This is a genomic window from Gordonia sp. NPDC003424 (assembly GCF_053588655.1).
This window is the reverse complement of sequence record NZ_JBSFQJ010000001.1, coordinates 452,888-465,450: the sequence shown is the minus strand read 5'-3', so window position 1 is coordinate 465,450 and position 12,563 is coordinate 452,888. Positions and strand designations below refer to the sequence as shown.

Sequence of the window (12,563 nt, the reverse complement as noted above, 5' to 3'; positions counted from 1 at the left end):
TCGAATTGAGGTATCAAGGAGTGTGACCTCCATCCCGCTCTCGCCCGGTCCCCTCGCCGCGGCTGCGGCTGCCGGTGTGGTCGCCGTCGGTGCGGGACTGGCTGCCGGCGAGTTTGTCGCGGTGGCGGTGGGTCCGGAGGCGTCGCCGTACTTCGCGGTGGGGTCGGCCGTCGTCGATCACACCCCGACTGCGGTACGCGAGTGGGTGATCTCGACCTTCGGTACGTCCGACAAGACCGTGTTGTTCGTGTTGATGGGCGTGATCATCGCTGTGATCGCCGCGGGTTGCGGTGTCGCAGAACGACTTCGGCCGCCGGTGGGGTCTGTGGTCGTCGCGGTGTTCGGGATCGTCGGGGTGGTCGCCGCACTGACCCGCCCCAACGCGACCTGGACGTACGCCATCCCGTCGCTGATCGCCGGAGCCGTCGCCGTCGTCGTCCTGCGCATCCTCGTGGGCATGGCTTCGACAGGCTCAGCCGGCGCAGGGACGGCAGCGGGCGCAGGGACGTCGGTCGGCGCGGAGTCGTCGGCCGGCGCAGGGACGTCGGTCGGCGCGGAGTCGTCTGCCGGCGCGGGGATCAGTCGTCGTTTCGTCCTGGCCGCCGCGGGAATCGGGGCCGTTGCGCTCGCGGTGGGACTCGTCGGGCGACGCCTTCTCGCCGACACCGCCCGCACCATCGCCGACCGGGCCGGGGTGAAGCTGCCCGCACCGCGGTCACCGGCGCCGCCGATCCCGGCCGGAGCGAACCTCGACATCTCCGGCAGCACCCCGTTCGTCACCGACAACGCCGACTTCTACCGCATCGACACCGCACTGCAGGTGCCGTCGATGACCACCGGCCAGTGGTCGCTGCGCATCCACGGCATGGTCGACGACGAGGTTCGCATCGGTTGGGACGAACTGCTCGCGATGCCGATGACCGAACGACTCGTCACGCTCACCTGCGTCTCCAACGAGGTCGGCGGTGACCTCATCGGCAACGCGCGCTGGCTCGGCGTGCCGATGCGCGACATCCTCGACCGCGCCGGCGTCCGTCCCGGCGCGGACATGCTGCTCTCCACCAGCGTCGACGGGTGGACCTGCGGCACCCCGGTGTCCGCGATCACCGACGGGCGCGACGCCATGCTGGCGATCGGAATGAACGGCGAGGCGCTGCCGATCGAACACGGGTATCCGATACGTCAGGTGATCCCCGGGTTGTACGGCTACGTGTCCGCGACCAAGTGGGTGGTCGATTGGGAACTCACCCGGTTCAGCGATGCCAAGGCGTACTGGACGACGCGCGGCTGGTCGGCGACCGGTCCGATCAAGTTGGCGTCCCGGATCGACCGGCCGTCGTCGGGATCGAGTCACACGCGAGGCGAGGTGATCGTCGCGGGCACCGCATGGGCGCAGCACACCGGCGTGGGTGCCGTCGACGTGCAGATCGACGACGGTGACTGGCGGCCGGCTCAACTCGCCGACGAATACTCGGTGGACACGTGGCGGCAGTGGCGGTTCGCCTGGTCGGCGACCCCGGGCGAACACACCGTCCGCTGCCGCGCCACGGATATGAACGGACGTCAACAGGTCACGGCCATCGCATCGCCGATCCCGGATGGGGCGACCGGACTCGACGTGCGCAATTACACGATCACCTGACGGGCGTTTCGTCGACTGGTCTGCCGGTGTCGGAGATGCTCGCTACACTCGGCTCACGCCATCGATGGGGAGACCACGTGCGTCGAGTTCTTGTGCTGCTCAGCGTGTTCTGCGCCGCGGGTCTGCTCTTGCCGCCCTGCCTGACTCAACCCGGGGTGGCGTCGGCACTGACCATCGGACCGATCACTTTCCCGGATTTCGATTCGCCGGACACCCACCACAACGACAAGAGCACCGTGGTCGCGCGCCCACCGTGGATGCCCGAACTGAGTGCGGCGCAGGGCGACACGGTGATCGTCATCCCCGGGACCACCGACTACGACGCTGCCGATCAACTCGAGCGCACTCGCGACATCGGCCTGTTCGGCGTCGTCCCCGGGCATCGGCCGGCGATCCGCGTGGTGAACTATCCCGCCGCGTTCGGCATCACCATCGGCGACTTCCCGATCTACCTTGCCGGGGACGGGACGTTCAACGAGTCGGTCGACGTCGGCACCGCCAAGGGCGTGGCCGCCGCGGAGGCCGCTTATGACCCCTCCAGACCCGATCAGACGATCGTCCTCAACGGCTATTCGCAGAGCGCGCCGGTCGCCATGAACATCGCCTACATGCTGCGCAAGCGCGGCACCGTGCCCGCCGACCGGATCCTCGTCGTCGTCGGCGCCGACTCGCGGTTCCCGAACACCGGTGTGGAGAACGTCGTCCCGAGTTTCCTTCCGGGGATGTACACCAACGGTGACCGCGACGCCGCGGCCACCGGGGACATCGCTGTGCGGTCCTATTGTGTGCGCGGCGACGCGACCTGCGGCGTCGGCAATCCGCTGGCAAATCCCGCGTCGACGCTCTTCTATTTGCTGCCCGGCTTCTACGTGCACGCCTTCCTCAACTCACGGATCAACGAATACAAGGTCGAGAAGACGTGGGACGACGGCCACACGCACTATGTCGTCTACAACGGCGGCAACCCATGGGGGATGATGCTGCGCGACCGGGGCGTGCCCGTGCCCAGGACAGTCGACGACCTTCTCGACACCGCCGTCCCCGTCCCGATGCCCGGAGAGCAGGCCACAAGCGGCGGACGCCCGGTGCCGACGCCACGTGAACTGCAGGACATCATCTTTGCGAGGCTGGGCTGGACCGTGCCCGTCACCGACCCGGACCGGAACTCCGCGACCGAGCAGAAGCTCCGCGACGACACCACCGCCGACGACTCCACGCCGGCGCCGGCGCAGACCAACCACTCCACACCGGCACCGGCACCGGCACCGGCCACCACCGTCGATCGCCGCCCGTCGCTGACAGCCCCCAACCACGCGGTGGCGACGGTGCGCGTCGGCGGTTCCCGCCCACGGATGGGGGCTGACGCACCGTGGTGACCCTTGTCCGGCGTCGCCCATTCGGCTCGGCCGGTAGCCGGCGGTAACGGGCATGCCGTCCTCGCGATCCCGACGACCACGCCGCCCGCGGGCGCAGCGGCGCAGCGGATATGTCGGCACGATCGTGGTCGACGCCCTGCTGCTGTTCGGGATCAACCAATGGCCGGGCTGGGACGTATTGCCCTTCCTCACCCCGGACATGACCGAGGTACTGCCCTGGATCAACGCATCGCTGGTGGCCGGGATCGTCACCAGCGCGGTCTGGCTGGTCGTCGATCCACCCTGGCTGCGCGCACTGGGGACGGTGGTCACCGCATCGATCGGGTTGGTCGGTGTGGTGCGGATGTGGCAGGTCTTCCCGTTCGACTTCAGCGGGAGCGGGTTCGACTGGACCCTCGTGGTCCAGGTCCTGCTGATCGTCGGCATTGTCGGGTCGGTGATCGGCGTTCTGGCCGCCGTCATCGGGTTCGTCGTCGCGGTGGCGCGCGCCGGAAGTGCCGACCACTGATCCGGTGTGGCGGACACCAGACGCGCGTCTGACTGTGGTGGAACACGTTCCGTCAAGGCAAAAGTGAGGTATCTGACTGCAACGGGCTCCATACCTGAGGGCATGCTATGTTCTTCGCACGTTTTGTGAGCCGGGCGACAGTTCGCTGCTCCCGGTGCATCGCGTCCTCGTCGGACCGTGGTGCAGGCATTGACCGCGGGGTGCCGGTTTGCCCGAAATAGGCCAGACGGTCGTGACCAGATCTAAGGGTGAGAACTATGAGTGTGGGTGTCGTGCGCGAAACCGCCGGGGGCGAACGTCGTGTGGCGTTGGTCCCGAAGGTGGTCTCGACGCTGGTCGGTAAGGGTGTCCCGGTGATCGTCGAATCGGGTGCCGGACTCGGGGCGCTGATCCCCGACGAACTCTATGTCGAGGCGGGTGCGACGATCGGCGACCCGTATACGGCGGATGTCGTATTGCGGGTGTCGCCACCGACGGATGCCGAGATCGGCCTGTTGCGCAGTGGCCAGAAGCTGATCGGTTTCCTGGCGCCGCGTAACGCCGACAATCAGATCGGTGCGCTGAAGGCGGCCGGCGTCGAGGCCTACGCGGTGGAGGCGATCCCGCGTATCTCGCGCGCCCAGGTGATGGATGCCCTCAGCTCGCAGGCCAACGTGGCGGGCTACAAGTCCGTCGTCGTCGCCGCGGATCTGTCCACTCGGTTCTTCCCGATGCTGACCACCGCGGCCGGCACGGTGAAGCCGGCGACCGTGCTCGTACTCGGTGTCGGTGTGGCGGGCCTGCAGGCACTGGCCACCGCCAAGCGTCTGGGCGGGCGGACCACCGGCTACGACGTGCGCCCCGAGGTGGCCGAGCAGGTCCGGTCGGTCGGTGCGCAGTGGCTGGATCTGGGTATCGACGCCGCCGGCGAAGGCGGGTACGCCCGCGAGCTGACCGATGAGGAACGTGCCAAGCAGCAGCAGGCGCTCGAGGACGCGATCAAGGGTTTCGACGTGGTCATCACGACCGCACTGGTGCCCGGCCGTCCCGCGCCGCGGTTGGTGACCGCCGCCGCCGTCGAGGGCATGAAGGCCGGCTCCGTGGTCGTCGACCTCGCCGGCGAGACCGGCGGCAACTGCGAGCTGACCGAGCCCGGGCAGACCGTCGTCAAACACGACGTCACCATCACCTCGCCGCTGAACTTGCCGGCGACGATGCCCGAGCATGCCAGCGAGCTGTACTCGAAGAACCTGCTCGCGTTGATCGAGCTGATGCTCGACGACAACGGTGCGATCGCACCGGATTTCGACGACGAAGTGATCGCTGCCGCGTGTGTCACTCGTGCCAAGCAGGAGGTTTCTGCCTGATGTACAACGAACTACTCGCGAATGTCGCGATCCTGGTGCTCGCCGGGTTCGTCGGGTTCGCCGTCATCTCCAAGGTGCCCAACACCCTTCATACCCCGCTGATGTCGGGTACCAACGCCATCCACGGCATCGTCGTGTTGGGTGCGCTGGTGGTGCTCGGGTCGCTGCCCGCCGACGCGGGGTGGGGTGTGCGCATGATCGGATTCGTCGCATTGATCTTCGGAACGCTCAACGTGGTCGGCGGCTTCCTCGTCACCGACCGCATGCTGGGCATGTTCAAGGGCAAGAAGGACGCGCCCAAGACTGAGGCCGCCAAGGAGGTCGTCAAGTGAACACCTCCACGGTGCTGCTCGCGGCAAGCGAGTCGGGCCAGGTCTCTGCGGGCCTCGGCTACTTCGTCACCGTCCTCTATATCGTCGCGTTCTCGATGTTCATCTACGGTCTGATGGGCCTGACCGGCCCGAAGACCGCGGTGCGCGGCAACTGGATCGCCGCCACCGGCATGGGTATCGCGGTCATCGCGACCCTGCTCGGTGTCTATAACAACGCCGGTGACGCCGGGGTGCCGAGCGTCAACTGGGTGCTCATCGTCATCGGTCTCGCGGTCGGTGTGGCGCTGGGTATCCCGCCCGCGCTGAAGACCAAGATGACCGCGATGCCTCAGCTGGTCGCACTGTTCAACGGTGTCGGCGGCGGCACGGTCGCGTTGATCGCGTGGGCCGAGTTCATCGAGTCCGACGGCTTCACCGCGGTGCCCGAGACCCCGGACGTGCATGTCATCGTCGGCTCGCTGTTCGCGGCGATCGTCGGGTCGGTCTCCTTCTGGGGATCGCTGGTCGCGTTCGCCAAGCTCCAGGAGATCATGCCCAAGGGGCTGGAGAAGACGTTCGTCCGCAACGCGAAGCTCTTCCAGTTCGCCAACATCGTGCTGGCCATCGCGGCCGTGGCGATCGCCATCTACATAGGGGTGCACTCGAGTTCGTCGTCGCCGACCTCCTGGTTCTGGATCGTGGCGCTGCTCGTGATCGCCGGGGTGATGGGCTTGTTCGTGGTCTTCCCGATCGGCGGCGCCGACATGCCCGTCGTCATCTCGCTGCTCAACGCGATGACCGGTCTGTCCGCGGCGGCCGCCGGTCTGGCGCTCAACAATCAGGCGATGATCGTGGCCGGCATGATCGTCGGCGCGTCCGGTTCGATCCTGACCAACCTGATGGCCAAGGCGATGAACCGGTCCATCCCGGCCATCGTGTTCGGCTCCTTCGGTGGCGACGACGCTGCTGGTGGCGGTCCTGCCGGTGCTGCGGGTGGCACGGTGAAGTCGACCTCCAACGCCGACGCCGCAATCCAGATGGCCTATGCCAACCAGGTCATCGTGGTGCCCGGTTACGGGCTCGCCGTGGCGCAGGCGCAGCACGCGGTCAAGGAACTGGCCAGCCTGCTCGAGGAGAAGGGCGTCGAGGTCAAGTACGCCATTCACCCGGTGGCCGGCCGGATGCCCGGACACATGAACGTGCTGCTCGCCGAGGCCGACGTGCCCTATGACGCGATGAAAGAGATGGACGACATCAACGGTGAGTTCAACCGCACCGACGTCGCGATCGTCATCGGCGCCAACGACGTCACCAACCCGGCCGCCCGTAACGATCCGGGCTCGCCGATCCACGGCATGCCGATCCTCAACGTCGACGAGGCCCGCTCCACGATCGTGCTCAAGCGTTCGATGAGTTCGGGGTACGCCGGCATCGACAACCCGCTGTTCTACGCCGAGGGCACCTCGATGCTGTTCGGCGACGCCAAGAAGAGCGTGGAGGGTGTCATCGAGGAACTCAAGGCGCTGTAGCCCAGAGCCGCAACGCATATCGCCCCGGGACATCGGATTGTCCCGGGGCGATGTGCGTTGCCGGGTGGATGACCACCTCGCGGCGAAACGATGAGTTTTCCGGTCACCGGGTGTCTGTCCCGATGAAAGCACCCGCACCGCAACCCCGGAGGACATCATGGTCACCGATTTCATCCCCAGCGTCGACACCGACACCCGCAGCACCCGACCCCGTCGGCACACCATGGGAGTCGTCATCAGTGTGCTGATCGGCGCCTTCCTCGCCTTTGACATCGTCGGCAAACTCACACGGCCGCAAGCAGTTCTGGAGGGAATGGCAACACTCGGCTTTCCGCGGGATCAGTCGTACGTCATGGGCGTCGTCCTGCTCGCCTGCCTCGTGGTCTATGCGGTCCCTCGAACGGCGATCCTGGGAGCGGTCGGTATCACCGCGTATCTCGGTGGTGCGGTGACCGCGAACATGCGGATCGAGGCGCCGCTGTTCAGTGCCACGCTGTTCGCCGTCTATCTCGGCGTGCTGATGTGGGTCGGACTGATCCTGCGCCGACCGGAGTTGTTGCGGATCAGCGGAATTCGACGCTGAGCACCACGAGCCGGTCCCGCCCGCCGATCGGTTCGGGCGGGACCGACCGCCCTTGTGGCCGATCCGCAGGTGCGACAACCGTTATCGACTTGGTACGACTCGGCCGTCGCGTCGTTGTCGCATCCGGATACTGTTACGCAAGTGACTGTTGTGACAAAAGTGACTCGCGCCCGCATGGCGGTGGTGGCGGTGGTCGCGAGTGCCGTCGTCGGCGGCGCCGTCGGGGCGCTGCCGGTCGTGGATCACTCGGCCACCGGAGTCCGCCCGGTGGCGACGGCGACCGATGCCCCGGGGCTGTACAACTCCGCGCAGCAGAAGTTCGCGGCCGGTGACGTTCCCGGCGGGCTCGATGCGATCAAACAGCTGCTCGCCGTCACGCCGATCGACGCCAACGCTCTTGCACTCCAATCGATCTGGTCGGACCAAGCCGACGACGCGGTGACCAGCAAGGCGGCGCTGAACCGGCTCGGCGGACTCAATCCCGCGCTGGCGACCGCCGTGCGCAACATCATCACCGGCGTGAGCGCGGCCGCGCAGATCGTTCCGGACACCGCACCCAAGACCGTCTCCGGCCGTGCCGCGATCGTGGTGCTCGGATACGGACTCAACGGAAACGGCACCATGGCACCGGAACTCGTCCGACGGGTGACCGCGGGCAAGAGTCAGGCCGAAACCACCACCACCGCACCGCTCGTCGTCACCGGCGGCGCGCCCAAGGCGGGCGTGACCGAAGCCGCGGCGATGAAGAAGTGGCTCGTCGCCAACGGGGTCGACGCGGCCCGCATCACCGAGGAGGGGGCGTCCGGGTCGACGGTCGCGAACGCGCAGAACACCGCGGCCCTTCTACGACAGCAAGGCGTCAGTGACATCATCCTCGTCACCTCGCCGAACCACATACGCCGTGCCGCAGCAGATTTCGCGGCCGTCGGACTGCGTACGGTCGCCACCGTCACCACCGCGACCGACCTGGCGAAATACGCCACCCCACTTACCCGCGACAAGCAGAAGGGTATCCGGCTCGAGGCCACGCGGGCCGCGAAGATTCCGGTGACCTATACCGCCGGCTTGCCGATACCGCAGGATCTGCCCGATACCGGATCGGGGCTCATCATCGAATACGGCACCAAGATTCTCGAGCAGCTGCTGGGAGCGGGATCGTCGTCGGCGAAGACGTCTGCGAGATAGGGGGTTTCGACACGGGCCTCCGCTATCGCTCCGGCCCGGCTCAACCAGCGGTGGAGGGGCCTCCGCTATCGCTCCGGCCCGGCTCAACCGGCGGTGGAAGGGGTCTGGGCTGTTGCTCCGGCCCGGCTCAACCGGTGGTGGAAGGCAGTCGATCTCGGACTGTGCTCAGCGCGCTGTCGTATTCATGTGCCAGTGAATCGACGACTTCGGCGACACTCTGCACCGCGGTGACGGCTCCGAGTCCCTGCCCGGCCGCCCACAGATCCCGCCAACGTGTGGCGGCGGAATCGTTTGCAGCGTCATAGTTCTTGATGGTCTGTCCCGCGTCGAGGTGGTTCGGGTCGTAACCGTTGGCGGCCAGGCTGGGACGGAGCCAGGAGGCGGGTGCCCCGGTGATCGCGGAGCTGACGATGAGATCGTCGGGCCCGTGCTCGACGACCATCTGCTTGTAGGCGTCGACGGCCATGCTCTCCCGGGTGGCGAGGAATCGAGTACCCAGATAGACGAGGTCCGCGCCGGCGACCACCGCACCGGCCACCCCGTATCCGTCGGCGATGCCGCCGCCGACGATCACCAATCCGTCGAACATCTTTCGCACCGCCGAGATGAACGCGAACGGGGAGAGATGCCCGGTGTGCCCGCCGGCACCGGCGGCGATGCAGGCCATGCCGTCGACGCCGGCCGCCGCGGCCTTCTGCGCCAGAGGCAGATTCACCACGTCGGCAATGACCATGCCGCCGTAGGAGTGAACGTTCTCGATCGCCGGACGTGGCGAGCCCAGGGCGGTGATGACGATCGGCGGCCGATACTCGGCGATCAGTTTCAGGTCATCGGCGAGTCGGGTGTTGGTGGAGTGGGTGACCAGATTCGCCGCCCACGGTGCCGCATTGCCGCTCGCGACAGCGTCGGTGATGGTGCCCATCCAGGTGTCGAGTTCGGCTGCGGTACGGGCATTCTGGGTGGGAAAGGACCCGACGATGCCCGACCGGCACGCAGCGACGACCAGGTCGGGTCCGGACACCAGGAACATCGGGGCGGCCACCACCGGGAGGCGGAGGCCGGCGACCATCGGATGCGGATCAGCGAGATACGCCACGAGAGAGTGCCTTTCGGGTCAGACGAATCGGGTCCGGAGGTCGCGACGCAGGACCTTGCCGACCGGGTTGCGGGGGATGGCGTCGACGATCTCGAGGCGTTCGGGAATCTTGAACCCGGCGACGCCCCGCTCGCGCAGGAAGCTCGCCAACTCATCGAGGGTGGGCGGCAACTCATCGGCGGGGACGATGACCGCACAACACTTTTCACCCATCACCGGGTCGTCGTAGCCGACGACGGCGACATCGGTGACCGCCGGATGGTCGATGAGGAGACCTTCCACCTCGGCGGGTGCGATGTTCATGCCGCCGCGGATGATGATCTCCTTGGATCGATCGACAAACCGTAGGTATTCGCCGTGTTCGCCGCACAGTTCGAAGACATCACCGGTGCACAGGGCGCCGCGCTCGTCGAACGGCTCTGACGACGCGGTCCCGGGCAGGTAGCCGGCGAACACGGTCGGTCCGGAGATGTGCAGTTCGCCGATGCCCCCGATCTCTGTGACCTCGGCGCCGGTGGCCACGTCGACGAGCGGGACATGGGTGTGCGCCGCCAGCCGCGCCGTCCAGCTGCGGTCACGATAGTCATAGTTCGGCAGATGTTGCGCACGGATCAACGGATCCGGGGTGTCGGCGAAAGTGCCCATGAGGCAGACACCTTCGTTGGAGCCGAAGAAGTTGGTCACCTCCACGCCCAGGTCGTTCTGCCACGCGGCGACCACTCCGGGCGGCAGTGGTGCGCCGCCGGAGCCGACGTTCTTCAGCGAGTCGAGGTCGAACGCCCGGCGCAGTTCCTCCCGCTGGAGCAGGAGGGTGAGAATCGCCGGCGGCATGACCGTGTGCGTGACCGCGTACTGCTGGATCTGACCGAGGAAGACCTTCAGGTCGAGCGGCTGGTGCTGGACGAGGTGGGCTTGACCGATCAGCCACGGCATCAGCGAGCCGGCGAAGCCGGCCATGTTGACCAGCGGAAAAGGATTGAGTACCACCGAGTCCGGTCCGACAGAGATGCCGTCCTGGACGCCGTGGCCCACCGCGAGCCAATCGCCGTGGCGCGTGGCACTCCCTTGGGTGCGGCCTCGGTGCCGCTCGTCCAGCAGATGGTGATGCGGTCGTTGAGCGAATGGGGCAGTGCGGCAACGTAGTCGCGCGCGGTGGCCGCCTCGGCGTTCTGGGCCTCGGCGGCCGCCGCCTCGGCCATCGGCGGTGCGGTGGCATCGATCGTCCCCGCGGGGGCATCCGCCCCGAGCGTGAAGACCGACAGGGGCGAGGGTTGTGCGTTCCTGATGTCGAGCGCCGTGGCGGCCGGCGTCGTGTCGCCGAATCTGGTGACCGTCACGATGGCACAAGCATCCGAGGCGCGCAGCACCGTGGCCACTTCATGCGATCCGTACGACATCGGCATCGGTGTCGCCGTGGCCCCCAGCCGCCAGATGGCGAAGTAGACGGCGATCAGGTCGACGGTGTTGGGTAGCCACACGGCGACGACATCGCCGGCACGAATCCCGTTGGCGTACAGGGCTACCGTGTACTGATCCACCAGCCGGTCGAGCTGCGCCCAGGTCAGGCTGCGGGGTGCGGAGCCGGTGATGGAGAGCAGATTCGGCGGATCGGTCACCGCTCCGGCGTCACCGCGCGCCGCCACAGCGGCAGCGAAGAGATCCGGAAAGGTCTCGGGATGCCAGGCGCCCGACGCGGCGAAATCCTCTGCGCGATCGGCGGGATGGCACTGCGGCATGGATACGGTGCCGGGTGGTGCGTCGTGTTCACGGGCGCCGTCCATCGCCAACCTCCATCGGGGACAGTAACTCTCATCGCAACCCCGCCGCGAACCGCAGCAGAGCCGATCGGTCACTCTGCTAACTGAACTACGGCAGAGCCGAGCCTACACGAGTGGTCCGGGTCACAAAAGCGTTGCGCATCACCGGGCGGATCGACGGACGGTGTGGCGTTCGATCACCGATGCCGCGGCGACCGGGTGTTCACACCGGTCACACTGCCAGATCGGTACCGGTGGATGTCCGTCGTCGCCGTGGTGGAACACCAACGCATCGCCGTCGGGCGCCCGGAACCACCGCTGGCCCCAGATGAACATCTCGAGCACGACAGGGAAGAACGCACGGCCCTTGGCGGTGAGGTGGTACGTCATCCAGTCGGGCCGGGCGGGGTTGGGGACCGCGTCGACCACACCGACGTCGACAAACCTGCCGAGCCGTTCGGTGATGATCGCGGGGCTGGCGCCGGTGCGTTCGGTGAGGTCGCGAAACCGGTGGGCACCGAGCATCAGCGCACCGAGAAGCGCGGTCGACCAGCGGTTTCCGATGAGGGTCAGGGTGTCTGGCACGACCGGCTCAGGGTGGGAGCCGGTGCCGTTGGTCGAGCGCCGTCGGCCGCTGGCCGCGGGCACGCTTCGTGACCAGTGTCCGCTGGGGCCGGCGGACGCGGTCACCGTGCTCAGGTCGAGGTCGGCGCCGCAGTGCCCGCACACCAGGCGAGGGGTGAACTCGGTGCCGCAGTCGGCGTGCACCATCGTCGGCAGGTCCTCGGGGGGCCGAGGAGACCAGCGGGACTCCCAGGCCCACATCGCCAGCAGGATCGGCCACACCCCACGCCCGCGTTCGGTCAGCAGATATTCGTAGCGGGGCGGTCGTTGCTGGTAGGCGGATCGCGTGAACAGTCCGGCGTCGGTGAGCATGCCGAGGCGGGCGGTGAGAACCGCATTCGATATCCGTCCCTGCTTCATCCAGTCCTGGTACCGGCGGCTGCCCGCCAGTGCGAGGCGCAGGATCCACAGATTCCATTCGTCCCCGAGGAGCCCGAAGGCGACCGCGACGGCGTTGGCGCCTTCGGGTTCGAGCGTGGTGATCGACGGTGTGGGGGCCATGGTGCCTGCGATCCTATCCGGTTCGATCCTGGTCAGGGGGTTTACGCAGGACAGTGGCTCTGCTAGTTGTAGTAAGGGTGGAGTGCACCTCACAGTGCCTCCGGC

At 67.3% G+C, this 12,563-nt stretch carries 11 protein-coding genes and 1 pseudogene; 8 read left to right on the top strand and 4 right to left on the bottom strand.

All coding sequences use genetic code 11. From position 1 onward, the window contains the following. The first annotated feature begins 22 nt into the window (after nt 1–22). From ACWDTI_RS02055 to ACWDTI_RS02020, 8 genes are all read left to right on the top strand, one after another. Nucleotides 23–1,642, top strand: a complete 1,620-nt coding sequence (locus ACWDTI_RS02055; protein ID WP_449736358.1) for a molybdopterin-dependent oxidoreductase — start codon at nt 23–25, stop codon at nt 1,640–1,642. Between the two features lie 77 nt (nt 1,643–1,719). Continuing rightward, entirely contained in the window at nt 1,720–3,018 is a 1,299-nt protein-coding gene (locus ACWDTI_RS02050) for a hypothetical protein (protein ID WP_449736357.1), read from the top strand. Nucleotides 3,019–3,070: 52 nt separating this feature from the next. Further along, complete coding sequence (locus ACWDTI_RS02045) at nt 3,071–3,526, top strand: hypothetical protein (RefSeq protein WP_449736356.1); 456 nt, start codon at nt 3,071–3,073, stop codon at nt 3,524–3,526. 257 nt (nt 3,527–3,783) lie between these two features. Further along, nucleotides 3,784–4,872, top strand: a complete 1,089-nt coding sequence (locus ACWDTI_RS02040; RefSeq protein ID WP_449736355.1) for an NAD(P) transhydrogenase subunit alpha — start codon at nt 3,784–3,786, stop codon at nt 4,870–4,872. Then, nucleotides 4,872–5,204: an NAD(P) transhydrogenase subunit alpha gene (locus tag ACWDTI_RS02035; protein ID WP_449736354.1), complete on the top strand. Its 333-nt coding sequence runs from the start codon at nt 4,872–4,874 to the stop codon at nt 5,202–5,204. The genes ACWDTI_RS02040 and ACWDTI_RS02035 overlap by 1 nt, the downstream gene beginning before the upstream one ends. Beyond that, nucleotides 5,201–6,712 carry an NAD(P)(+) transhydrogenase (Re/Si-specific) subunit beta gene (locus ACWDTI_RS02030; RefSeq protein WP_449736353.1) on the top strand — a complete coding sequence of 504 codons (1,512 nt, stop codon included), beginning with the start codon at nt 5,201–5,203 and terminating at the stop codon, nt 6,710–6,712. The genes ACWDTI_RS02035 and ACWDTI_RS02030 overlap by 4 nt, the downstream gene beginning before the upstream one ends. Before the next feature lie 157 nt (nt 6,713–6,869). Then, complete coding sequence (locus ACWDTI_RS02025; RefSeq protein WP_449736352.1) at nt 6,870–7,295, top strand: DoxX family protein; 426 nt, start codon at nt 6,870–6,872, stop codon at nt 7,293–7,295. A 174-nt stretch (nt 7,296–7,469) separates the two neighbouring features. Further along, nucleotides 7,470–8,480: a YdcF family protein gene (locus ACWDTI_RS02020; protein WP_449736504.1), complete on the top strand. Its 1,011-nt coding sequence runs from the start codon at nt 7,470–7,472 to the stop codon at nt 8,478–8,480. A gap of 127 nt (nt 8,481–8,607) precedes the next feature. Here ACWDTI_RS02020 and ACWDTI_RS02015 read toward each other — a convergent pair whose 3' ends face one another. From ACWDTI_RS02015 to ACWDTI_RS02000, 4 genes and pseudogenes are all read right to left on the bottom strand, one after another. Then, a complete protein-coding gene (locus ACWDTI_RS02015; RefSeq protein WP_449736351.1) occupies nt 8,608–9,576 on the bottom strand; it encodes an NAD(P)H-dependent flavin oxidoreductase in 969 nt (322 codons plus the stop codon). A gap of 18 nt (nt 9,577–9,594) precedes the next feature. Continuing rightward, on the bottom strand, nt 9,595–9,879 hold the full coding sequence (locus ACWDTI_RS02010; RefSeq protein WP_449736503.1) for an AMP-binding enzyme: 285 nt from the start codon (nt 9,877–9,879) through the stop codon (nt 9,595–9,597). Between the two features lie 195 nt (nt 9,880–10,074). Then, nucleotides 10,075–11,312: pseudogene (locus ACWDTI_RS02005) on the bottom strand (AMP-binding protein); the annotation flags it as partial. Between the two features lie 183 nt (nt 11,313–11,495). Further along, on the bottom strand, nt 11,496–12,458 hold the full coding sequence (locus ACWDTI_RS02000) for a winged helix-turn-helix transcriptional regulator (protein ID WP_449736350.1): 963 nt from the start codon (nt 12,456–12,458) through the stop codon (nt 11,496–11,498). Between the last annotated feature and the right edge of the window lie 105 nt (nt 12,459–12,563).

Bases quoted from the DNA above. Each gene is read 5' to 3' on its own strand.
- ACWDTI_RS02040 (WP_449736355.1), top strand. From the start codon at position 3,784: ATGAGTGTGGGTGTCGTGCGCGAAACCGCCGGGGGCGAACGTCGTGTG.
- ACWDTI_RS02000 (WP_449736350.1), bottom strand. From the start codon at position 12,458: ATGGCCCCCACACCGTCGATCACCACGCTCGAACCCGAAGGCGCCAAC.
- ACWDTI_RS02035 (WP_449736354.1), top strand. From the start codon at position 4,872: ATGTACAACGAACTACTCGCGAATGTCGCGATCCTGGTGCTCGCCGGG.
- ACWDTI_RS02010 (WP_449736503.1), bottom strand. From the start codon at position 9,879: ATGAACATCGCACCCGCCGAGGTGGAAGGTCTCCTCATCGACCATCCG.
- ACWDTI_RS02020 (WP_449736504.1), top strand. From the start codon at position 7,470: ATGGCGGTGGTGGCGGTGGTCGCGAGTGCCGTCGTCGGCGGCGCCGTC.
- ACWDTI_RS02025 (WP_449736352.1), top strand. From the start codon at position 6,870: ATGGTCACCGATTTCATCCCCAGCGTCGACACCGACACCCGCAGCACC.
- ACWDTI_RS02045 (WP_449736356.1), top strand. From the start codon at position 3,071: ATGCCGTCCTCGCGATCCCGACGACCACGCCGCCCGCGGGCGCAGCGG.